The 20,840-nt window shown below is 55.7% G+C and carries 22 protein-coding genes and 1 riboswitch; of the genes, 7 read left to right on the top strand and 15 right to left on the bottom strand.

The features are described 5' to 3' along the window. Positions 1–25 precede the first annotated feature (25 nt). The gene (gene rhlE / locus ACG1VR_RS16485; RefSeq protein WP_016535465.1) at positions 26–1,429 is read right to left on the bottom strand and encodes an ATP-dependent RNA helicase RhlE; all 1,404 of its coding nucleotides are present in this window, start codon (positions 1,427–1,429) and stop codon (positions 26–28) included. 254 nt (positions 1,430–1,683) lie between these two features. Between rhlE and cecR the strand changes: the two genes are divergently transcribed. Genes cecR through ACG1VR_RS16510 form a run of 5 tightly spaced genes read left to right on the top strand, consistent with a single transcriptional unit; the run spans position 1,684 to position 7,354 of the window. Then, the gene (gene cecR / locus ACG1VR_RS16490) at positions 1,684–2,379 is read left to right on the top strand and encodes a transcriptional regulator CecR (protein ID WP_016535464.1); all 696 of its coding nucleotides are present in this window, start codon (positions 1,684–1,686) and stop codon (positions 2,377–2,379) included. After that, positions 2,369–3,376 carry a secretion protein HlyD gene (hlyD, locus tag ACG1VR_RS16495; protein WP_395489356.1) on the top strand — a complete coding sequence of 336 codons (1,008 nt, stop codon included), beginning with the start codon at positions 2,369–2,371 and terminating at the stop codon, positions 3,374–3,376. The genes cecR and hlyD overlap by 11 nt, the downstream gene beginning before the upstream one ends. Further along, entirely contained in the window at positions 3,363–5,111 is a 1,749-nt protein-coding gene (locus ACG1VR_RS16500; protein ID WP_395489357.1) for an ATP-binding cassette domain-containing protein, read from the top strand. Before hlyD ends, ACG1VR_RS16500 begins: the two co-directional genes overlap by 14 nt. Continuing rightward, entirely contained in the window at positions 5,098–6,237 is a 1,140-nt protein-coding gene (locus tag ACG1VR_RS16505) for an ABC transporter permease (protein ID WP_395489358.1), read from the top strand. The genes ACG1VR_RS16500 and ACG1VR_RS16505 overlap by 14 nt, the downstream gene beginning before the upstream one ends. 10 nt (positions 6,238–6,247) lie before the next feature. Further along, positions 6,248–7,354 carry an ABC transporter permease gene (locus tag ACG1VR_RS16510; RefSeq protein ID WP_172568025.1) on the top strand — a complete coding sequence of 369 codons (1,107 nt, stop codon included), beginning with the start codon at positions 6,248–6,250 and terminating at the stop codon, positions 7,352–7,354. Here the strand turns inward: ACG1VR_RS16510 and ACG1VR_RS16515 are convergent. The 7 genes from ACG1VR_RS16515 to moaA all read right to left on the bottom strand — a co-directional run bounded on the left by ACG1VR_RS16515 (position 7,316) and on the right by moaA (position 11,439). Next, positions 7,316–7,723: a YbhQ family protein gene (locus tag ACG1VR_RS16515; RefSeq protein WP_395489359.1), complete on the bottom strand. Its 408-nt coding sequence runs from the start codon at positions 7,721–7,723 to the stop codon at positions 7,316–7,318. The genes ACG1VR_RS16510 and ACG1VR_RS16515 overlap by 39 nt on opposite strands. Before the next feature lie 208 nt (positions 7,724–7,931). After that, the gene (locus ACG1VR_RS16520; RefSeq protein ID WP_016535458.1) at positions 7,932–8,642 is read right to left on the bottom strand and encodes a Bax inhibitor-1/YccA family protein; all 711 of its coding nucleotides are present in this window, start codon (positions 8,640–8,642) and stop codon (positions 7,932–7,934) included. 90 nt (positions 8,643–8,732) lie between these two features. Then, complete coding sequence (gene moaE / locus ACG1VR_RS16525) at positions 8,733–9,185, bottom strand: molybdopterin synthase catalytic subunit MoaE (RefSeq protein WP_016535457.1); 453 nt, start codon at positions 9,183–9,185, stop codon at positions 8,733–8,735. Position 9,186: 1 nt separating this feature from the next. Continuing rightward, positions 9,187–9,432: a molybdopterin synthase sulfur carrier subunit gene (gene moaD / locus ACG1VR_RS16530; protein WP_172568028.1), complete on the bottom strand. Its 246-nt coding sequence runs from the start codon at positions 9,430–9,432 to the stop codon at positions 9,187–9,189. Beyond that, the gene (moaC, locus tag ACG1VR_RS16535; RefSeq protein WP_216377085.1) at positions 9,425–9,910 is read right to left on the bottom strand and encodes a cyclic pyranopterin monophosphate synthase MoaC; all 486 of its coding nucleotides are present in this window, start codon (positions 9,908–9,910) and stop codon (positions 9,425–9,427) included. The genes moaD and moaC overlap by 8 nt, the downstream gene beginning before the upstream one ends. Positions 9,911–9,913: 3 nt before the next feature. Beyond that, positions 9,914–10,426, bottom strand: a complete 513-nt coding sequence (moaB, locus tag ACG1VR_RS16540) for a molybdenum cofactor biosynthesis protein B (protein ID WP_172568030.1) — start codon at positions 10,424–10,426, stop codon at positions 9,914–9,916. A 26-nt stretch (positions 10,427–10,452) separates the two neighbouring features. After that, positions 10,453–11,439, bottom strand: a complete 987-nt coding sequence (moaA, locus tag ACG1VR_RS16545; protein ID WP_071704078.1) for a GTP 3',8-cyclase MoaA — start codon at positions 11,437–11,439, stop codon at positions 10,453–10,455. Continuing rightward, positions 11,430–11,565: riboswitch (molybdenum cofactor riboswitch) on the bottom strand. Its footprint overlaps the gene before it by 10 nt. 208 nt (positions 11,566–11,773) lie before the next feature. Between moaA and yvcK the strand changes: the two genes are divergently transcribed. Next, a complete protein-coding gene (yvcK, locus tag ACG1VR_RS16550; RefSeq protein ID WP_016535452.1) occupies positions 11,774–12,682 on the top strand; it encodes a uridine diphosphate-N-acetylglucosamine-binding protein YvcK in 909 nt (302 codons plus the stop codon). Between the two features lie 8 nt (positions 12,683–12,690). On the opposite strand, the gene uvrB is transcribed toward yvcK, so the two are convergent. After that, positions 12,691–14,706: an excinuclease ABC subunit UvrB gene (gene uvrB, locus ACG1VR_RS16555; RefSeq protein WP_016535451.1), complete on the bottom strand. Its 2,016-nt coding sequence runs from the start codon at positions 14,704–14,706 to the stop codon at positions 12,691–12,693. A 791-nt stretch (positions 14,707–15,497) separates the two neighbouring features. Between uvrB and ACG1VR_RS16560 the strand changes: the two genes are divergently transcribed. Continuing rightward, on the top strand, positions 15,498–16,208 hold the full coding sequence (locus ACG1VR_RS16560) for an ABC transporter ATP-binding protein (RefSeq protein WP_016535449.1): 711 nt from the start codon (positions 15,498–15,500) through the stop codon (positions 16,206–16,208). Positions 16,209–16,212: 4 nt separating this feature from the next. On the opposite strand, the gene ACG1VR_RS16565 is transcribed toward ACG1VR_RS16560, so the two are convergent. The 6 genes from ACG1VR_RS16565 to bioB all read right to left on the bottom strand — a co-directional run bounded on the left by ACG1VR_RS16565 (position 16,213) and on the right by bioB (position 20,789). After that, positions 16,213–16,731, bottom strand: a complete 519-nt coding sequence (locus tag ACG1VR_RS16565; protein WP_016535448.1) for an AlpA family transcriptional regulator — start codon at positions 16,729–16,731, stop codon at positions 16,213–16,215. 14 nt (positions 16,732–16,745) lie between these two features. Next, on the bottom strand, positions 16,746–17,006 hold the full coding sequence (locus ACG1VR_RS16570; RefSeq protein ID WP_395489360.1) for a hypothetical protein: 261 nt from the start codon (positions 17,004–17,006) through the stop codon (positions 16,746–16,748). A gap of 176 nt (positions 17,007–17,182) precedes the next feature. Continuing rightward, positions 17,183–17,866: a dethiobiotin synthase gene (gene bioD / locus ACG1VR_RS16575; RefSeq protein ID WP_395489361.1), complete on the bottom strand. Its 684-nt coding sequence runs from the start codon at positions 17,864–17,866 to the stop codon at positions 17,183–17,185. Beyond that, positions 17,859–18,617: a malonyl-ACP O-methyltransferase BioC gene (gene bioC / locus ACG1VR_RS16580; protein ID WP_395489362.1), complete on the bottom strand. Its 759-nt coding sequence runs from the start codon at positions 18,615–18,617 to the stop codon at positions 17,859–17,861. The genes bioD and bioC overlap by 8 nt, the downstream gene beginning before the upstream one ends. Beyond that, the gene (gene bioF / locus ACG1VR_RS16585) at positions 18,598–19,752 is read right to left on the bottom strand and encodes an 8-amino-7-oxononanoate synthase (protein WP_395489363.1); all 1,155 of its coding nucleotides are present in this window, start codon (positions 19,750–19,752) and stop codon (positions 18,598–18,600) included. Before bioF ends, bioC begins: the two co-directional genes overlap by 20 nt. After that, positions 19,749–20,789, bottom strand: a complete 1,041-nt coding sequence (bioB, locus tag ACG1VR_RS16590) for a biotin synthase BioB (RefSeq protein WP_039898011.1) — start codon at positions 20,787–20,789, stop codon at positions 19,749–19,751. The genes bioF and bioB overlap by 4 nt, the downstream gene beginning before the upstream one ends. Positions 20,790–20,840 lie beyond the last annotated feature (51 nt).

The raw sequence follows: 20,840 nt of genomic DNA on the forward strand, positions 1-20,840 counted from the left end.
CTCTTCGATTGAACTCAAATGTTCTTTACTGGGCAGCAGCCGGTTTACGCGGCGGGCGACGACGACGAGCGTTGTCTCCAGCCGGTTTAGCCGCACCTTCACCCTGAGGTTTACCGCTGCGGCGAGGTGCGCTGCTGCGTTCGCCGGAAGCATTAGCGTTACCGCCGTTGCCGCCGCGCCGCTGGCCTTGCCCCTGGCTCTGACCACCGCGACCGCCCTGGCCCTGGCCGCCACGACCGCCGCCGCCGCGCTGCTGGCGACCGTTCACGATAGGTTCAGCCGGGATAGACGGGTCAACATCATAGCCCGCAAGTGCCATACGCGGGATCTCACGTTTCAACAGGCGCTCGATATCACGCAGCAGTTTGTGCTCATCCACACAAACCAGAGACAGCGCTTCGCCGGTTGCCGCAGCACGGCCGGTACGACCAATACGGTGGACGTAATCTTCCGGCACATTTGGCAGCTCGTAGTTCACAACGTGCGGCAGCTCTTCGATATCCAGGCCACGGGCCGCGATGTCGGTTGCCACCAGCACGCGGATAGCTCCGCTTTTAAAGTCGGCCAATGCGCGAGTACGCGCGCCCTGGCTTTTGTTACCGTGAATAGCCGCAGCGGTAATACCGTCTTTTTGCAGCTGTTCAGCGAGGTGGTTGGCGCCGTGTTTGGTACGGGTAAAGACCAGAACCTGCTGCCAGTTACCTTCGCCAATCATCTGCGACAGCAGTTCCCGTTTACGTTTCTTATCAACGAAGTGAACGTGCTGAGTCACCTGCTCGGAAGCGGTATTGCGGCGAGCGACCTCAACTTCTTCCGGGTTATGCAGCAGCTTTTCAGCCAGCCCTTTAATATCGTCGGAGAAAGTTGCGGAGAACAGCAGGTTCTGGCGGCGGGTTGGCAGTTTTGCCAGCACGCGGCGAATGTCGTGGATAAAGCCCATATCCAGCATGCGGTCGGCTTCATCCAGAACCAGAATCTCAACCTGGTCGAGTTTAACGGCGTTCTGATGCTCAAGATCCAGCAGGCGACCCGGGGTCGCTACCAGCACATCAACGCCGCTACGCAGTTTCATCATCTGCGGATTAATGCTCACGCCGCCGAAGACCACCAGCGAACGGATATTCAAATATTTACTGTAGTCGCGGACGTTCTCGCCAATCTGAGCCGCAAGTTCACGGGTCGGAGTGAGGATCAGCGCACGAACCGGGCGACGGCCCTTAAGGTGCGGCGCGTTGTCGGTCAAACGCTGTAACAGTGGCAGGGTAAAGCCTGCGGTCTTACCGGTGCCGGTTTGGGCACTGGCCATCAGATCACGGCCTGATAACACTACCGGAATTGCCTGACGTTGGATTGGGGTAGGCTCACGATAGCCCTGCTCTTCCACCGCACGCAAAATATCGGCATTCAGGCCGAGAGAATCAAAAGACATAGGAACTCCAGAACCGCCCTGACCGCGTTTCGCGGTGTAGTTTCCAGGGGGAACATCACGCGCCAACGCAAGGCTGGCGAAGAGAGGAGGCGCAAACCACGGCGCCGTTCGGGATGCAGTGTAGCAGTTTTTGTGATCTTCCGCATAAATTCTCACTTTACCCACCGTTGACAGAATAAAGCCTTGCGCTGGACAGGGGTGATAACTTTGCTTACGCTTAATCAATCGATTGATTAACTTTTTAAGAGGTCGGTATGAACGCAGGACCGACGCCGGTCACCAGCCGCGGTGAGCAGGCAAAAAACACGCTGATATCCGCGGCTATTGCTCAGTTTGCCGAATACGGAATGCATGCGACCACGCGAGATATTGCCGCGCAGGCCGGGCAAAATATCGCCGCCATTACTTACTACTTCGGTTCCAAAGAAGAGCTGTATATGGCATCGGCCCAGTGGATTGCCGACTTTATCAGCGTTAACTTCCAGCAGCACGTTACGCAGGCCGAAACGCTTCTTGCCCAGCCCGCTCCTGATAAAGCGAAAATCCGCGAGCTTATCCATACCGCGCTTGGGCAAATGCTGGCCCTGTTGACCTCCGACAATACGCTGAACCTGAGCAAATTTATCTCCCGCGAGCAGCTTTCCCCGACCGCTGCCTACCAGTTGATCCACGCTCAGGTTATCGACCCAATGCATTCCCTGCTCACCACTCTGGTTGCCCACTACACTGGACGGGATGCTTTCGATACTGAAACTATTTTGCATACCCACACGCTGCTCGGCCAGGTGCTGGCCTTCAGGCTCGGGCGCGAAACGATTCTGTTGCGCACCGGCTGGCCGCAGTTTGACCAGGCCAAAGTGCAGCAAATAAGCCGCGTGGTGCTTAGCCACGTCGATTTCATCCTGCAGGGATTATCCATAAACGGAGGAAGAACGAGCGATGAACAATAAGAAGCCGGTTATTGTCGCCGTTGTGATTTTAGCGCTGGTAGCCGCGGCATTTGGCGGCTGGAAATGGTATCAGGGCAGGCAGGACGACGGGCTGACGCTGTACGGCAACGTCGATATTCGCACCGTTAACCTCAGCTTCCGGGTGGGGGGCCGCCTTGCCGCGCTGGAGGTGGACGAAGGCGATGCAATCAAATCCGGCGAGCCGCTGGGACTGCTCGATAAAGCCCCCTATGAAAATGCATTACGCCAGGCCGAGGCCAACGTGGCCGCAGCCCAGGCAAAATATGACTTAATTATTGCGGGCTACCGCGATGAGGAGATTGCCCAGGCTGCGGCCCAGGTGAACCAGGCTCAGGCCGCCTATGATTACGCTCAGAACTTTTATCAGCGCCAGCAAGGGCTGTGGGCCACACGCACCATATCTGCTAACGAATTAGAAAACGCCCGTTCCTCCAGCGAACAGGCAAAAGCCACGCTGAAAGCGGCAAAAGATAAGCTTAGCCAGTATCGCAGCGGCAACCGTCCGCAGGAAATTTCCCAGGCTCAGGCCAGTTTGCAGCAGGCAAAAGCCCAGCTCGCACAGTCTCAGCTCGACTTGCAGGACACCACGCTGATTGCGCCGTCAGACGGCACGCTGCTGACCCGCGCCGTTGAGCCAGGCAGCATGCTCAACGCTGGCAGCACGGTGCTCACGCTGTCTCTCACCCGCCCGGTGTGGATCCGCGCCTATATCAATGAGGCCAGCCTCGGCGAGGCTAAACCGGGAAGCGAGCTGCTGATTTATACCGACGGCCGTCCGGATAAGCCGTACCACGGCAAAATTGGCTTTGTCTCCCCTACGGCGGAATTCACGCCTAAAACCGTAGAAACGCCTGATTTACGCACAGACCTGGTTTATCGCCTGCGAATTCTCGTCACCGATGCGGATGACGCCCTGCGCCAGGGGATGCCGGTTACGGTGAAATTCAACGGCGGAACTCAGCATGAGCAACAATAAAGCGACAATTCGCCTCCAGGGGTTGATGAAGCGCTTTCCGGATCTGGAGAAACCCGCTGTCGCCAGCCTGGATTGCGAAATTCATGCCGGTGCGGTGACCGGTTTAGTCGGCCCGGATGGGGCGGGCAAAACGACCCTGATGAGGATGCTGGCCGGATTATTGAAACCCAGCGAAGGTACGGCTTCGGTGATTGGCCTAGACCCGATTAAAGACGATCGCGCCCTCCACGCCGAGCTCGGCTATATGCCGCAAAAATTCGGCCTGTACGAAGATTTAACGGTGATGGAAAACCTCACCTTGTATGCAGACCTGCGCGGCGTGACCGGTGAAGAACGCAAAAGCACCTTTGAAAGACTGCTGGAATTTACCTCCCTTGGGCCATTTACCGCTCGGCTCGCGGGCAAACTTTCCGGCGGCATGAAGCAAAAACTTGGCCTCGCCTGCACTCTCGTCGGCCAGCCCAAAGTGCTGCTGCTCGACGAGCCCGGCGTGGGGGTCGACCCGATATCCCGGCGTGAGCTGTGGCAAATGGTTCACGAGCTTGCCGGAGAAGGCATGCTGATTCTGTGGAGCACCTCCTACCTCGATGAAGCCGAACAGTGCCGGGAAATTTTGCTGATGAACGAAGGCGAGCTGCTGTACCACGGCGCGCCCAAAGAGCTCACGCAAAAAATGGCAGGGCGCTCTTTGCTGGTCAGCCATGAGGGCGAAAATAATCGCCAGTTGCTACAGCGGGCCCTGAAAATGCCGCAGGTAAGCGATGGCGTCATTCAGGGGCGCTCGGTGCGGCTGATCCTTGCCAAACAGGCTGATGTTAGCGATCTGGCCACGGCGCTCAATATCCCCGAGTCCGGCTTCAAAGAGACCGACCCGCGCTTTGAAGATGCGTTTATCGACCTGCTCGGCGGCGCGGGGGCTAATGAATCGCCTTTGGGCGATATTCTTCACACCGTGGAAGGCGAAGCCAGCGAGACGGTGATTCAGGCCAAGGAGCTGACCAAAAAATTTGGCGATTTCGCGGCTACCGACCACGTTAACTTCGCCGTTAAGCGCGGGGAAATCTTCGGCCTGCTGGGACCTAATGGGGCTGGGAAATCCACGACTTTCAAGATGATGTGCGGTTTGTTAGTCCCCACTTCGGGTAAAGCGCTGGTGCTGGGTATGGATCTGAAAACCAGCTCCGGCAAAGCGCGGCAGCACCTGGGCTATATGGCGCAAAAGTTTTCCCTCTACGGCAACCTGACGGTAGCGCAGAACCTGCGGTTTTTCTCCGGCGTTTACGGCCTGCGCGGGCGTGCCCAGCAGGAGAAAATTAGCCGGATGAGCGAAGCCTTTGCGCTCCAGCCGATAGCCAACAGCACCACGGACTCGCTGCCGCTCGGCTTCAAACAGCGCCTGGCGCTCGCCTGTTCGCTGATGCACGAGCCGGACATTCTGTTTCTCGACGAACCGACTTCCGGCGTCGACCCCATCACCCGCCGGGAATTCTGGCTGCATATCAACAGCATGGTGGAGAAAGGCGTTACCGTGATGGTAACCACTCACTTCATGGACGAAGCCGAATACTGCGACCGCATCGGCCTGGTTTATCGCGGCAAGCTTATCGCCAGCGGCACGCCGGACGACCTGAAGCGGCAGGTAGCGGACGATGAAACGCCTGACCCAACGATGGAGCAGGCGTTTATCGGGCTAATCCACGAATGGGATAAGGAGCATCACGATGAGCGAACATAACCAGCTGGTGTCGTGGCGTCGCGTCCGCGCTTTATGCATTAAAGAGACGCGTCAAATCGTGCGTGACCCCAGTAGTTGGCTGATTGCCGTGGTTATCCCGCTGCTGCTGCTGTTTATTTTTGGCTACGGGATTAACCTTGATTCCAGCCGCCTGCACGTCGGGGTGCTGGTGGAGCAGCAAAGCGATGAGGCGCTGGACTTCACGCACGCCATCAGCGCCTCGCCTTTTATTCAACCCACCATCAGCGATAACCGCGAGTATTTGGTTCAACTGATGCAGGCCGGGAAGATTCGTGGCCTGGTGACTATCCCGACGGATTTTGCCCAGAATATGGCTCGCCCCGGTGCCAGCGCGCCGATTCAGGTGATAACCGACGGCAGCGAACCTAATACCGCCAACTTTGTTCAGGGCTATATGCAGGGGATCTGGCAGCTTTGGCAGCAGCAGCGAGCTGAGGATCGCGGAGAGAGTTTTGAACCGCTGATTGACGTACAGCTGCGCTACTGGTTTAACCCGGCGGCCATCAGCCAGCATTTTATCATCCCCGGCGCGGTCACTATTATCATGACCGTGATAGGCGCTATCCTCACCTCTCTGGTAGTTGCCCGTGAATGGGAGCGCGGCACCATGGAAGCCCTGCTCTCTACTCAGGTCACGCGTACCGAGCTGCTGCTGTGCAAATTAGTGCCTTATTACGTGCTGGGTATGCTGGCGATGCTGCTGTGTATGCTGGTCACCGTGTTTATTCTCGGAGTGCCGTGGCGTGGCTCACTGATTTTGCTGTTCCTGATAACCAGCCTGTTTTTACTCAGTACGCTTGGCATGGGGCTGCTGATTTCCACCATCACCCGTAACCAGTTTAACGCCGCCCAGGTGGCGCTGAATGCGGCATTTCTGCCCTCGATTATGCTTTCCGGCTTTATCTTCCAGATAGACAGCATGCCGGCGATTATTCGGGCGGTGACTTATGTTATCCCGGCTCGTTATTTTGTCAGCACCCTGCAAAGCCTGTTCCTGGCGGGGAATATTACCTCGGTGCTGATCGTGAATACGCTGTTTTTAATTGCCTCGGCGGTGATGTTTATTGGCCTGACGGCGCTGAAAACCAAACGTCGGCTCGAGTAAGGGAGAAGGCATGTTTTATCGTTTATGGACGTTGATACGCAAAGAACTTCAGTCGCTGCTGCGTGAACCTCAGACCCGCGCCATCCTTATTCTGCCGGTGCTGATTCAGGTAATCCTGTTTCCTTTTGCCGCCACGCTGGAGGTGACAAATGCCACCATTGCCATCTACAACGAAGATAACGGCAGCCAGTCTGTGGAGTTGACCCAGCGCTTTGCCCGCGCCAGCGCCTTTAGCAACGTGCTGCTGCTGAAAAGCCCGCAGGAGATCCAGCCGACTATCGACAACCAGAAAGCACTGCTGCTGATTCGTTTTCCGGCTAACTTTTCACGCGATCTGGCAAGCCAGCAGCCTGCCAAACTGCAAATACTGCTGGACGGGCGCAACTCCAACAGCGCGCAAATCGCCGCCAATTATCTCCAGCAGATAGTCAACAACTACCAGCAGGAGCTGATGACGGGCATGCCAAAGCCGAACAACAGCGAGCTGGTTGTCCGCAACTGGTATAACCCAAATCTTGATTACAAATGGTTCGTGGTGCCGTCGCTGATTGCCATGATAACCACCATTGGCGTAATGATCGTAACGTCACTTTCCGTGGCACGCGAACGCGAACAGGGCACGCTCGACCAGCTGTTGGTATCTCCCCTGGCAACGTGGCAAATATTCATCGGCAAGGCTATTCCCGCGCAAATAGTGGCGCTGGTGCAGGCAACTATCGTGCTGGCTGTGGGCATTTGGGGTTACCACATTCCCTTCTCCGGCTCGCTGCTGCTGTTTTACTTCACGATGATTATTTACGGGCTGTCGCTGGTCGGATTTGGGCTGCTGATTTCGGCCCTGTGCTCAACGCAGCAGCAGGCGTTTATCGGGGTATTTGTCTTTATGATGCCCGCCATCCTGCTTTCAGGCTATGTTTCGCCGGTGGAAAACATGCCGGTATGGCTGCAAAACCTGACGTGGATTAACCCGATTCGCCACTTCACGGATATAACCAAGCAGATTTACCTGAAGGATGCGAGCTTTGGCATTGTGTGGCAGAGTTTGTGGCCGCTGCTGGTGATAGCGGCCACGACCGGCTCAGCGGCGTACTGGATGTTTAGGCGCAAGATTGCCTGATTTGTCTTTAGCGAGCAGGGAGTAAATCGCGGGCCCGGCCAGCATAGCCAGGCCTGCCAGCACTAAAACGAGGTGACTTTGCACCACTCTTGAAAGCAGCCATAGGGCAATCATCGCGGTGCCGAAGTACCAGGTAGTGGTCAGCTCTTCAAGAAAATCGCCGATGTCGCGCAGGCGACCCGCCTGGAAGCGCTGGAAGGTAAACATCAGCACTACCGTGAGAACATAAAGCAGGCACAGCCCTACCCCCACCGGGATCAGGGTTGCGGTTTTCCAGCCAACGAGCAGGGCAGCAACCACCGCAAGATGCAGCATAATCTGCCAGCAACCCAGTCCGGTTCTCACTCTTACACGTTGTTGCCACTTCATGGTTTATCTCCTGGAGTATTTCTTCCTGTTAATCAGAGTACGCAAGTGTACGGAAATTTCCTCAATACGCCCCCTTTTTGTGACAGGTATTGCAATATATTTCCGTTCAGGCTGGCAAAAGTGCTGGAGGAAAAACCAACAAAAGGATGGACTGCGGGGCCAAAAGCGTACTGAGATAGCCCTCTCCCCAAAGAGAGAGGGCATAATATTAGCGGCGGTTACCAAAAATACGCAGCAGCATCAGGAACAGGTTAATAAAGTCCAGATACAGCGTCAGCGCGCCAACAATTGAGTATTTACGCAGCATTTGTGCGTCGCGGGTATCTATCTGCTCGCCAATATTTTTCAGCTTCTGCGTGTCATAGGCGGTGAGGCCAACAAACACGATAACCCCGATGTAGGTAATCGCCCACATTAGCGCATCGCTCTTAAGCCAGAAGTTAACCAGCGACGCCAGCACGATACCGATAAGCGCCATAAACAGCATATTACCGAAGCCGCTCAGGTCGCGTTTCGTGGTGTAACCATACAGGCTCATCGCGCCGAACATCCCGCCGGCAACCACGAAGGTGCTGGCAATGGACGAATAGGTATACACCAGGAAAATGCTCGCCATTGTCAGGCCGGTAAGCGCCGAATAGAGCATAAACAGCGTGGTAGCAACGCCTGCGCTAAGTCTGTTTACCATGCCGGAAATGACAAACACCAGCGCCAGCTGAGCGATAATCAGGCCAAAGAAAGTAATTTTGCTGGAGAAAACGAACTCCATCACTGCCGGAGTGTTCGCCGCATACCAGGCGATAAATGCGGTAAGCAGCAGGCCGCAGGTCATCCAGCCGTAGACTTGCGCCATAAAGGTCTGGAGGCCGGTATTGGCACGCTGCACGATAGTCTCATTGGGACGCGGGAATCGGTCCATGATGCTTCCTCTGTATGGTAAATTAAGCTTCTGACGCGAGCTGTTTAGCTCACTCGCTTTAAGATTAACACATCCCGGCAGCCGCGCACCCTACCAGCGTTTAGCCGCCTGCTTATCGCTGTCTCTTGCTTCTACCCAGCGGTCGCCCTGCTGCGTGGCTTCCCGTTTCCAGAATGGCGCACGGGTTTTCAGGTAATCCATAATAAACTGCGCCGCATCAAAGGCCGAGCTGCGGTGCGCCCCGGTCACGCCGACAAAAACTATCTCATCGCCGGGCCACAGTTCGCCGATGCGGTGAATAACCGTAACCCGCTGTAGCGGCCAGCGGCTTCTGGCTTCGACGACGATTTCTTCCAGCGCTTTCTCCGTCATCCCCGGGTAATGCTCCAGCGTAAGGGCGCTGACGCTGTCCCCGAGGTTATGATTGCGGACCTTGCCGGTGAATGTGACTACCGCACCGTCTTCGTCACATTGGGAAAGCCACTGGTACTCTTCCCCGACGTTAAAATTCTCGCGGCCAACGACTATGCGCGTGCTGTCCATTTTATCCTCCGGTTACCGGCGGGAAGAAAGCGACTTCATCGCCTTCGGCCAGCGGATGGTCAAAACTCACCAGCGTCTGGTTCACCGCAGCCAGCAATTTGCCGGACTCCAGCGCCAGCTCCCAGCGGCTCCCTTTCGCGGCCAGCGCCGCGCGCAGCTGTTCTACATCGCTATAGACTGCATCAACCGCCACGCTATCGCAGCCAACCAGCTCGCGAACCTGGGCAAAAAACAGTACGTTAAGCATCGTCATCCACCCTGAAATCTCCGGATTTCCCGCCGCTTTTTGCCAGCAGGCGAACCGGGCCAATCACCATATCTTTTTGCACCGCTTTGCACATGTCATAAATGGTTAGCGCCGCTACCGAGGCCGCCGTCAGGGCTTCCATCTCAACGCCGGTTTTACCGGTCAACCGGCACAGGGACTCAATGCGCACGCGGTTATGCTCCGGCTGAGCCTCCAGCTTCAGCTCAACTTTACTGAGCATGAGCGGGTGGCACAGCGGGATAAGCTCCCAGGTCCGTTTGGCGGCCTGAATACCTGCGATACGCGCCGTCGCAAAGACATCGCCTTTGTGATGGCTGCCTTCGATAATCATCGCCAGCGTTTGAGGGAGCATGGTGACAAAAGCTTCCGCGCGGGCTTCCCGCACCGTTTCGGCCTTGGCGGAAACATCCACCATGTGCGCCTCTCCGGCGGCGTTAATATGGGTTAATTGCGACATAACTTATTTCTTAAGATGTGGATGGAAATTGCAAGGACGCTGGCGGGCATCCAGCTGCGCCTGAATAATATTTTCCCACGCGGTGCGGCAGGCTTTGGTCGAGCCGGGCATGGCAAAAATCAGCGTTTTGTTCGCCATACCCGCTACGGCGCGAGATTGCAGCGTAGAGGTGCCTATCTCTTCGAACGACAGCATGCGGAACAGCTCCCCAAACCCTTCAACTTCACGGTCAAACAGCGGGAGCAACGCCTCGGGCACCTGGTCGCCGTCGGTAAAACCGGTGCCGCCGTTAACCAGCACCACCTGAACTTGCTCATCGGCAATCCACCGGGATACTTCGGCGCGAATGGCGTAGCGATTTTCTTTAACGATAGCTTTATCCACGACCTGATGTCCGGCTTCGGTTGCCGCTTCGCGCAGATAGTGCCCCGAGGTGTCGTCCTCTTCACCACGACGGCTGGATACCGTCAAAATAGCAATACGTGCCGCGATAAACTCCTGGCTTACCTGACTCATCGGTATTCTCCTTGTGGGCTGGCGTGTTAGCCGCCGATATACGACAGATTCTGAGTGATGCCGGTATTACCGTCATGCAGGAAATGGGTCTGCTTTTTCATCGCCAGCGCGGAAGAAATTCGCCCTTCCAGCTCGGCCTGCTGTTCATCCCCTGAGAGCAAGTCGCGTAGCGCAATGCCCTGCTCGCCGAACAGGCAAAGATGCAGGTTGCCGATAGACGAGACGCGTAGCCGATTACAGCTGGCACAGAAATCGCTCTCGTAAGGCATGATGAGGCCAATCTCCCCGGCATAATCGGGATGGCAGAACACCTGAGCGGGGCCGTCGCTGCGCTGGCGCAGTTGATGCACCCAGCCGCGGGCCAGAAGCTGATCGCGGATGGTTTTGCCTGAGATATGGTGCTTGCGGAACAACTCGCCGCCGTCGCCGGTTTCCATAAGCTCAATAAAGCGCAGCTGAATAGGACGCGGTTTGATCCATGCCAGAAACGTTTCCAGCTGGTGATGATTTACATCGCGCATCAGCACGGTATTCACCTTCACCCGCTCAAACCCGGCGCTAAAAGCGGCATCAATGCCCTCCATCACCTGGCGGAATTTATCCTGGCCGGTTATGGCGTGGAACTGGCGGGCGTCCAGGCTATCGACGCTGACGTTAACCGCAGTCAGGCCAGCGTCACGCCAGGCGTTGATATCCCGGGCCAGACGGTAGCCGTTGGTGGTCACCGCCAGTTGGCGGATAGAGGCGTTTTCACGCACTGCGGCGATAATTTCGGTGAAGTCGCGGCGAAGGGAGGGTTCCCCGCCGGTGAGACGCACTTTTTCGGTGCCCAGAGCGGAAAATGCCCGGGTCACGCGGCGGATTTCATCGACGTTGAGGAAGCTTTTATTGGCTACGCCGTGCGGCTTGTAGCCGTCAGGCAGGCAATAACTGCAGCGAAAGTTGCAGACGTCGGTAATGGATAAACGTAAGTAATAGAACTTACGCGCAAAAGCATCGGTAAGCTGGGACACTGAATACACCTTTCCAAATACGGGAGATGCAGTCATTTCTTCCTGCACCCTGGCGACCTCATGGGCCGCGGCCAGGGCCCCCTATCTTGCGACTTAGGTACCATGGCTTGAGTGTGTGTTACTCGGATAGTAGCGCGACATAGCGGTTCACGCCATATCAGTTTTCGCTATATAAATCCATGCATAACGAGTTGTTTGTTCAATTTCGCAACAGAATACTTAAAAAGGTAACTTTTACTTTGATATACATCATCATCCCCGGAGCGAGAATCGTCTTTTAGGCACTTTTACGCTACCTTAAGCCGGTATATGCCTCTTAAGGATTATCTTATCTATGCGTAATCGCACGCTTGCGGATCTTGATCGGGTTGTCGCGCTAGGCGGCGGCCACGGGCTGGGCCGCGTAATGTCCTCGCTTTCCTCTCTGGGTTCACGTTTAACCGGCATCGTCACCACCACCGATAATGGCGGCTCAACTGGACGCATTCGGCGCTCGGAAGGCGGCATTGCCTGGGGCGACATGCGTAACTGTCTGAATCAGTTAATTACCGAACCCAGCGTCGCCTCAACCATGTTTGAGTACCGTTTTGGCGGGAATGGTGAGCTTTCAGGGCATAACCTCGGAAACCTGATGTTGAAGGCTCTGGATCACCTAAGCGTGCGCCCTCTTGAGGCTATAAATTTAATTCGAAATCTGCTTAAAGTAGATGCTCAGTTGATCCCAATGTCCGAGCTTCCGGTCGATTTGATGGCGACTGACGATCAGGGCAACGCGGTTTACGGCGAAGTGAGCATCGATCAGCTTATCAATCCACCTCAGGATCTGGCCGTCTACCCCAAGGCACCCGCCACGCGAGAGGCGCTGGAGGCTATTGCGGAAGCGGACTTAATTCTCATCGGCCCCGGCAGTTTTTACACCAGCCTGATGCCTATCCTGCTGCTTGAAGAGATGGATCAGGCGCTGCGCCGCACGCCTGCGCCAATGGTGTATATCGGCAATCTGGGTAAAGAGCTAAGCCCGGCCGCCGCAAGCCTGTCTCTACGCCAGAAGCTTGAGCTGATGGAACAACACATCGGCAAGCGCGTAGTGGACGCCGTGGTCGTTGGGCCGCAGGTTGACACCAGCGAAGTGACAGGAAGAGTGGTTATCCAGCAGCCGCTGGAAGCCAGCGATATTAAATATCGCCATGACCGGAAGCTGCTGCGGGCCGCGCTGGAACAGGCCTTACAGCAGCTCGGCTAAACGGAGTATCAGGAAGCGGCGATAAACAACTCTCGCAGCTGATGAAGCTGGTCGCGAATCTGCGCCGCCTCCTCAAACTCCAGATTTTGCGCATGCTCCAGCATTTTCGCTTCCAGCTGATGAATTTTCTGCTGGAGCGCTTTCGGCGTCAGGACGATTTCATCATCTTCAATCACGCTGCGCGCTTTGGTCTTCATCCTGCCTTTAGTTTTAGCCATGCCTTCGCCAAGCTTCAGCACGTCCACCACGCGTTTATTCAGGCCCTGCGGCGTAATGCCGTGCTCTTCGTTGTAGCGCTGCTGTTTCTCGCGGCGGCGCTCGGTCTCGCCAATGGCCTTCTCCATCGAGGCGGTAATTTTATCGCCGTAGAGAATGGCTTTACCGTTAACGTTACGCGCGGCGCGGCCAATCGTCTGGATCAGCGAACGCTCGGAACGCAGGAAACCCTCTTTATCGGCATCGAGAATCGCCACCAGCGAGACTTCCGGCATATCCAGGCCTTCTCGCAGCAGGTTGATCCCTACCAGCACGTCAAACTCGCCGAGACGCAGATCGCGGATTATTTCCATGCGTTCGACGGTGTCGATATCCGAGTGCAGATAGCGCACGCGCTCGCCGTGCTCTTCCAGATATTCGGTAAGATCTTCCGCCATGCGTTTGGTGAGCGTGGTAACCAGCACGCGCTCGTTGATGGCAACGCGCTTGCGGATTTCCGACAGCAGATCGTCAACCTGAGTCGCCACCGGACGCACTTCAATAATCGGATCCAGCAGCCCTGTAGGACGCACCACCTGATCGACAATTTCACTGCCGGATTTATCCAGCTCGTAGTTGCCGGGCGTTGCAGAAACATAAATGGTTTGCGGCGCGAGTGCCTCGAATTCTTCAAACTTCAGCGGGCGGTTATCCAGCGCCGACGGCAGGCGGAAGCCATATTCCACCAGCGTCTCTTTACGCGCGCGGTCACCGCGATACATACCGCCGATTTGTGGAATGGTCACGTGGGACTCATCCACCACCAGCAGCCCGTCCGCCGGGAGATAGTCAAACAACGTCGGCGGCGGCTCGCCAGGCCCGCGCCCGGAAAGATAGCGGGAGTAGTTTTCAATCCCAGAGCAGTAACCCAGCTCGTTCATCATCTCGAGATCGAACTGGGTACGCTGGGCAATACGCTGTTCTTCCAGCAGTTTATTGTCGGCCAGCAGCACCTTACGGCGGTCGGCCAGCTCAACTTTAATGTCTTCCATCGCCTGCACGATACGCTCTCGCGGGGTAACGTAATGCGACTTTGGATAGATGGTAAAGCGCTGGATGGTTTGGGAAATTTGGCCCGTCAGCGGATCGAACAAAGACAGCCTTTCAACTTCCTCATCAAATAATTCAACGCGCAGCGCCAGGTCATCTGACTCTGCCGGGAAGATATCGACCACCTCTCCCCGCACGCGGAAAGTACCGCGCTGGAAAGCCTGATCGTTGCGCGTGTATTGCAGTTCGGTGAGGCGGCGAAGGATCGCTCTCTGATCGATTATCATGCCCTTCGTCAGGTGCAGCATCATCTTCAAATAGAGATCCGGATCGCCCAGACCGTAAATTGCCGAAACCGAAGCCACCACAATCACGTCCCGGCGTTCGAGCAGCGCTTTAGTGGCAGACAGGCGCATCTGCTCGATATGTTCGTTCACCGAAGCATCTTTCTCGATAAAAGTATCGGAGCTGGGGACGTACGCTTCCGGCTGGTAGTAGTCGTAGTAAGAGACAAAAAACTCAACCGCATTGTCCGGGAAAAACTCTTTCATCTCGCCGTACAGCTGAGCAGCCAGCGTTTTATTAGGCGCCAGCACCATTGTTGGACGCTGCAAGTCAGCAATAACGTTTGCGACGGTGAAGGTTTTACCGGAACCCGTAACGCCAAGCAGCGTCTGGTGCGCCAGGCCATCTTCCAGCCCTTCTTTCAGGCGACTAATGGCCTCAGGCTGGTCGCCTGAAGGTTTAAATGCAGAATTAAGTTTGAACGCTTTACTCATGAACGGGCTACCTGATGAAGAAACGAGCGGGCCGGAGTGTAATTTTACCCGGCAACGCGATTTTTTCCAGTGAAAAACTGTATAAAACACCAGTTCTCATTTTTACTAAGCCTGCCAGCCAATGATTTTAACCGCTTAGTCCGCCCACAATTTCCCCCTTCGCCAGATAAATCTCCAGTGACTGAGGGTTATCCCCAAATTTTTTCGCCTTTTAACATTTGTCAAGGGAGGTAAGGAGATGACGGCCTCGATGTTTGACACTTTTATTGCAGCAGTTGATTTTATTCAACGTATTGAATCTAAATAAATATTTCACAAAGACCGGTTTAACGCCAATTTGGTCGCAGGCCGCGCCCGCTCTAGCTTTCGTCAAGTTTTCTAACTCTAATGCACAAGGTTATCCACAGGAATGGTGGATAACTGCGGCAAGCCCTTTTAGCTAGCCGCTCGGAAAAACCCATATCTTTTCTGTGCCAGGGGTGAAAAAAAAATTTCGCTAATTTTTTTGCTTTTATTCATTCGATTTCGCTATACCCCGCAGCTTTGAGCCAGATCCCGAAATCAAGATATATCCTGAGGTTAAAACGCTTTTTGTTGCACCAAACTTGCACTTTTTAAGCACTCGCCGGGTGCAGCGAACCGGCAAAAAATACCCAGGCACGGCATTGTGAGGATCTAAATTCTGCGTTTTATCCTGGAATTGGGGATTTTTTCAGGCTTTATCGCCTTGCTGGCAAGCTAATTGCAGAATTCTGATGGGGGAGTCCTCCACCCGAGCAAGGAGATAAACAATGCTGAGCCTTCGCGCAGTGAATCAGTTCTACGGCGACAATCATATATTATGGAACCTCGACCTTGAGCTGGCTCCGGGTGAATGCACCTGCGTGCTTGGCGCCCCCGGGCAGGGAAAAACCACGCTGGTAAACTGCATTGCGGGTTATTTACCCGTGCAGAGCGGAAGCATGCTGTGGCAGGAGGCTGGCCACCCGCCCGAAAACATGCTGGACAAACCTGTCGAAGGACGTACTGCCCTGGGTATCGGGTATGTACCGCAGGATCGGCGTATTTTTTCCCAGCTCACCGTCGAAGAGAACCTACAAATCGCCATGATGGCAGGCCAGCAGGCTCCTGGCGTTATTCCCCCGCTTATCTATGATCTGTTCCCCGAGCTATACGGCCTGCGGCAGGTCAGGAGCGGTGAACTACAGGTTGATACGCGCCAGCAGCTGGCGCTGGCACGGGCCCTTGTCCTGCAGCCTAAATTGCTGATTCTGGACGAGCCCACGCTCGGCAGTGGCCAGAGGTTTATCAATGAAATGGTCAACCTTATCCGCCGCTTAAATCACGATTTTGGGCTGACTATTTTGCTGGTCGAACAGCGGCTGCCGTTTATTCGCCGGGTTGCGGACAAGTTCTGCCTGCTGCATAAGGGCAGGAATGTTGCTCAGGGCGATGTCGCACAGCTTGATGACAGGCTTGTCTCCGACTGGCTGGAGCCGTGAAGCGCTAAAGATTATCCAGTTGGTGTTGAAATGCCGGATTAAGCGCGCCCAGCGCACGGCGCAGATTGCACTGGCGGGTGACGACTGCAATTTCCAGCAGCGGCGCAGGCACCGCCATTACCCGATTGGCTCGCATCCAGCGCAGTACGGTTTCCAGATTCCAGAGCGCTGTTTTACCGTCGTGTACCGGCAGCGGAAAAGCTTCTCGCGTTACCATAACTTTGCGGATGTACTGCCGAGTGAATCCCAGCAGCTCGGCCACATCCGTCAGGCCAACCAGGTCCGGCGCGGCTTCAACTAAGGTTGCCCCAGGAACGGCTCTTAATACGTCCTGTATTGCGCTAACCAGCGCTTCTTCGGCATTTGCCGCCTCGCGAATGAAGTTCAACGCTACACGCCCGGTAACGCCAATGCCGATAAGCGCGTCATCGCAGCCACCGGCGCCCAGCGCGGCAACCCACTGTTCCGGATCCTTCTGGTTATTCGGCAGGCTGAAAATCAACGTGAAGGTATATTCCGCCATGTTTAGCTCTCCTTTTAGTGCAGCACATTTTGGGATGTAGTATTTGCACACCCGTCCACTACCCTACGGATTTGCCTGGCGTGATTTCCCTCGCTTCGTGGAGTACTCCACACGCAGCTGATGCAAAACTCGCCGCAGCGGCACGTCTTATCGTTCCACGGGCATAGAAGCTTGCCCCAGCAGTGCGATCCGCCTTGTTTAACCCGCCATCCCTGAAATTCGGCATAGCATAATGCCGCTTCTATATCTTTTACCGGGTGCTTTCTTCTTGCCATATTCCCTCCGGCTAAATAAGCATCTCACAATGGTTGTCCAGTGACAACTCTAACGATGAAATACTCTACGCTCCCTATCGTTTTGGAAGAAGGTTTGTTTTTCGGGGAAGTTCAAAAGTGGAAGAAGGCCCGAAGCCGGGCAGCGAGCCTTACTTTTTTTGCGGAAATGATGCGAGTCAGACCGCAATCACGGAGAGGTCGATATAGTGACCCAGCGGCGTTTCTTCGCTAATTTGTGGTTGCCACGGAATTTCTCCCAGTAGCGGAGCCGCCAGCCGCTGTTTTAGCGTCACCATATATTCCGCATGCCGTTTACCCGCGGGTTGTACGCCGTTGGCAACCCAGCCAGCCAGCGTTAAACCAGCAGACTGCACGGCGTGTGCGGTCAACAGCGCGTGATTAATGCAGCCGAGCTTCACGCCGACGACGAGAATCACCGGCAATTGCTCTGTAGCCACCCATTGCGCAAAGGTTGTGGTTTCAGACAGCGGCGTGAGCCAGCCTCCCGCTCCCTCTACCAGAACCCAGTCGGCCTTAGTCGTCAGGTTCTCCAGCCCTTCGGACATGGCGGAAAAAGTGATAGGCCGCTGCTCTTCGGCGCTAACAATGTGCGGTGAAGTCGGTTCGATGAATGCCAGAGGATTAATCTGCGGATAGGGAACCAGCACCGAACTGTTGCGCTGGAGCGCGAGTGCATCACTGTTGCGGATCCCTTCAGGCGTCATTTCGCTGCCTGATGCAACTGGCTTATAGCCCACCGAGCGGTATCCTGCGGCGGTTGCCGCCTGAAGAAGCGCGCAGCTGGCAACGGTTTTACCTACTTCAGTATCGGTTCCGGTGACAAACCATTTTTTAATCACGTTCTATTACTCCAAAAATTATCTGCCAGCTAAGGGCATACTGCCCTTCGTGCTGCGGCCATGCCTCACTCAGGCGTTGAAGCTGCCCGCGGGTCATTAGCGTATTTTTTCTGCCGTCATGCAGGTGCGTCGCGCCAACGCCCTTGAGCGAGCGCATGGCGCTCATTACGTCTGGAAACGTTTGGCTTATCGTTCGGCTCGTTAATGCTGTTCGCCACGGGCTACAGGCATGCTCGACTTCGGCAACGGATAAAAACTTATTGGCATGCGGCCGCTCGTCCACTCCCAGCCAGGCCTGTTGCAATTCAGGCAATGAGCCGCTCGCCAGAGTAGTAAAAGCTACGCTGCCGCCGGGTTTAGTCACCCGATAAAGCTCGGCCAGGCCCTGATGGAGGCTGCTACACCACTGCACGGCGAGGTTGCTCCAGGCCAGATCCACCGTCTCTGACGGCAGCGGGATTGACTCAATATCCCCTTCGATAAACCGATGTGCGGACTGCGTTTGCTGGCACTGGAGCAGCATTTCACGCGAGAGATCGAGCGCCAGAACTTCGCTTCCTCTGGCCCGCCAGACCCGGCTATACCAGCCGGTGCCGCACCCGGCGTCCAGCACGCGCCCTGCGGGTCTGTTCTCCAGACTCTCTAACAAATAATCACCGCTCATTCGCTGTAGGTCGGCGAAGCGTTCATAGCTTCCCGCCGCCCGCCCGAATGCGGCCGCCACCGCGGCTTTATCGACCCGCTTCGTCATGGAGCGCCTCCAGCAGTTCGTCGATATCATTTTCCGTATGCGACGCGGTGAGAGTAATGCGCAGGCGGGCGCTGCCGGGCGGGACGGTTGGCGGGCGGATAGCCGTGAGCCAAAAACCACGCTCGCGCAGGCAGGCTGCCAGATCCAAAGTTCGCTGATTTTCACCAACTATCAGCGGCTGAATGGCGCTGTTTGAGTCGGCCAGAGCCAGGGAGAGCTGCTCCGCACCGCGCCGAAAACGCTGGATGTTAGCCTTAAGTTGCTCGCGCAAGGCATCACCCTTCTGAACAACCGTTAACGCCGCATTTAAAGCCGCAGCCTGGGCCGGAGGCATTGAGGTGCTGTAAATCAGATGGCGGGCAAATTGCAGCAAATAATCCGCCACATCCTGACTACAGAGCACGGCAGCACCGCTGGCACCAAAAGCTTTACCGAAAGTGACGACCAGTATTTCCGGCCGAATAGACTGAGCATGACAGCTGCCGCGCCCCTCATCGCCCACTACGCCGATGCCGTGGGCGTCATCCACCATCAGCCAGCCGCCGGCCTGCCGCACGATGTTACTCATATCCTGGAGTGGCGCAGCGTCACCATCCATGCTGAAAATCCCTTCGCTCAGCACCAACTGCTCACCGCCATGAGATTTATCAAGCAGAGCGGTAAGCGCCTCAACATCGTTATGCCTGAATCTGCGTAATTGCGCCGGACTTTGCATCGCCGCCTCCATCATGGAGGCGTGGCAGAGCTTATCCGCGATGATGCTGTCCGGTTTTTGCCCGAGGGCGGAGATCGCCGCCTGGTTGGCGCTATAGCCGGAAATGAACAACAGCGCCCGTTCAAAACCTAACCACTGCGCCAGCCGCTGCTCAAAACGCTGGTGCTCGATGCTGTACCCGGTAACGTGCCCGGAACCTCCGCTGCCAACGCCGTACTGCGCGGCACCTTTTTGCCAGGCGTTTACAATTTCTGGGTGCTGGCTTAGCCCCAGGTAGTCATTGCTGGAAAAATTAAGATACTGGCGACCGTTACAGGAGAAAAAACGCCCGTTTCCGGCCGTACTGGCCTGCCTGGTGCGAAAGCTGGCGCTGGCGCGGCGCTCGCTTAATGCTGCTTCGATGCGCTGCTGCCAGCTCATACCGCCGCCGCGTTGTAATAACTGTCGGTATCGGCGTTCAGAAGCTGGCCAGCCAGTTGCTCCTGCTGCTCGTTATCACCCATTTCGGTGGTCGTTTGCTGCGGATTCAGGCCCAGCTTGCGGAACAGCTGGAGATCTTTGTCTTCTTCCGGGTTTGGCGTGGTGAGCAGTTTGCAGCCATAGAAAATCGAGTTTGCCCCGGCCATGAAACACATAGCCTGGGTCTGCTCGCTCATCTGCTCGCGCCCGGCGGAAAGACGAACATAAGACTGCGGCATCATAATGCGGGCAACGGCAATAGTACGAATAAAATCAAACGCATCCACATCTTCATTATCCGCCAGCGGCGTGCCTTTAACCTTCACCAGCATATTAATCGGCACGCTTTCCGGCGGAGTCGGTAAATTCGCTAATTGCAGCAGCAGCCCGGCACGGTCGGTCACGGTTTCACCGAGGCCTACTATCCCCCCCGAGCAAACCTTAATCCCGGCGTCACGAACTTTACCCAGCGTGTCCAGGCGTTCCTGGTAGGTTCTTGTGGTAATGATGTTGCCGTAGAACTCAGGCGAGGTGTCCAGATTGTGGTTGTAGTAATCCAGCCCCGCCGACGCAAGGCGCTGGGCCTGGCCCTCGGTTAACGTGCCGAGCGTCATGCAGGTTTCCAGCCCCATAGCACGAACTCCCTGCACCATTTGCTCGAGATAAGGCATATCGCGCTCATGCGGGTTTTTCCACGCCGCCCCCATGCAGAATCGGGTAGAACCCGCGTTTCGCGCTTTGCGGGCAGACTCGAGAACCTGCTCAACTTCCATTAATCTCTCAGCCTCAAGGCCGGTTTTGTAGCGCGAGCTTTGCGGGCAATATTTGCAGTCTTCCGGGCAGGCACCGGTCTTTATAGACAACAGCGTGCTGACCTGAACCTGCCGCGAGTCGAAGTGTTGACGGTGAATCTGCTGAGCTTCAAACAGTAAATCCAGCAGAGGTTTTTGAAATAAAGCAGTAACCTGCGACATTGACCAGCGTGCGTGGTGAGCCATTGGGCATCTCCAAAAAGGGTGTTATAGACCATCGATTGACGTTATACTTGT

Origin of the sequence: Cedecea davisae (assembly GCF_044095835.1) — a bacterium.
In the GTDB taxonomy this organism is placed as follows: Bacteria; Pseudomonadota; Gammaproteobacteria; order Enterobacterales; family Enterobacteriaceae; genus Cedecea; species Cedecea davisae.

Coding starts and splice junctions, on each gene's coding strand:
- rhlE (WP_016535465.1), bottom strand. CDS start 1,429: ATGTCTTTTGATTCTCTCGGCCTGAATGCCGATATTTTGCGTGCGGTG.
- cecR (WP_016535464.1), top strand. CDS start 1,684: ATGAACGCAGGACCGACGCCGGTCACCAGCCGCGGTGAGCAGGCAAAA.
- hlyD (WP_395489356.1), top strand. CDS start 2,369: ATGAACAATAAGAAGCCGGTTATTGTCGCCGTTGTGATTTTAGCGCTG.
- ACG1VR_RS16500 (WP_395489357.1), top strand. CDS start 3,363: ATGAGCAACAATAAAGCGACAATTCGCCTCCAGGGGTTGATGAAGCGC.
- ACG1VR_RS16505 (WP_395489358.1), top strand. CDS start 5,098: ATGAGCGAACATAACCAGCTGGTGTCGTGGCGTCGCGTCCGCGCTTTA.
- ACG1VR_RS16510 (WP_172568025.1), top strand. CDS start 6,248: ATGTTTTATCGTTTATGGACGTTGATACGCAAAGAACTTCAGTCGCTG.
- ACG1VR_RS16515 (WP_395489359.1), bottom strand. CDS start 7,723: ATGAAGTGGCAACAACGTGTAAGAGTGAGAACCGGACTGGGTTGCTGG.
- ACG1VR_RS16520 (WP_016535458.1), bottom strand. CDS start 8,642: ATGGACCGATTCCCGCGTCCCAATGAGACTATCGTGCAGCGTGCCAAT.
- moaE (WP_016535457.1), bottom strand. CDS start 9,185: ATGGACAGCACGCGCATAGTCGTTGGCCGCGAGAATTTTAACGTCGGG.
- moaD (WP_172568028.1), bottom strand. CDS start 9,432: ATGCTTAACGTACTGTTTTTTGCCCAGGTTCGCGAGCTGGTTGGCTGC.
- moaC (WP_216377085.1), bottom strand. CDS start 9,910: ATGTCGCAATTAACCCATATTAACGCCGCCGGAGAGGCGCACATGGTG.
- moaB (WP_172568030.1), bottom strand. CDS start 10,426: ATGAGTCAGGTAAGCCAGGAGTTTATCGCGGCACGTATTGCTATTTTG.
- yvcK (WP_016535452.1), top strand. CDS start 11,774: ATGCGTAATCGCACGCTTGCGGATCTTGATCGGGTTGTCGCGCTAGGC.
- uvrB (WP_016535451.1), bottom strand. CDS start 14,706: ATGAGTAAAGCGTTCAAACTTAATTCTGCATTTAAACCTTCAGGCGAC.
- ACG1VR_RS16560 (WP_016535449.1), top strand. CDS start 15,498: ATGCTGAGCCTTCGCGCAGTGAATCAGTTCTACGGCGACAATCATATA.
- ACG1VR_RS16565 (WP_016535448.1), bottom strand. CDS start 16,731: ATGGCGGAATATACCTTCACGTTGATTTTCAGCCTGCCGAATAACCAG.
- ACG1VR_RS16570 (WP_395489360.1), bottom strand. CDS start 17,006: ATGGCAAGAAGAAAGCACCCGGTAAAAGATATAGAAGCGGCATTATGC.
- bioC (WP_395489362.1), bottom strand. CDS start 18,617: ATGACGAAGCGGGTCGATAAAGCCGCGGTGGCGGCCGCATTCGGGCGG.
- bioF (WP_395489363.1), bottom strand. CDS start 19,752: ATGAGCTGGCAGCAGCGCATCGAAGCAGCATTAAGCGAGCGCCGCGCC.
- bioB (WP_039898011.1), bottom strand. CDS start 20,789: ATGGCTCACCACGCACGCTGGTCAATGTCGCAGGTTACTGCTTTATTT.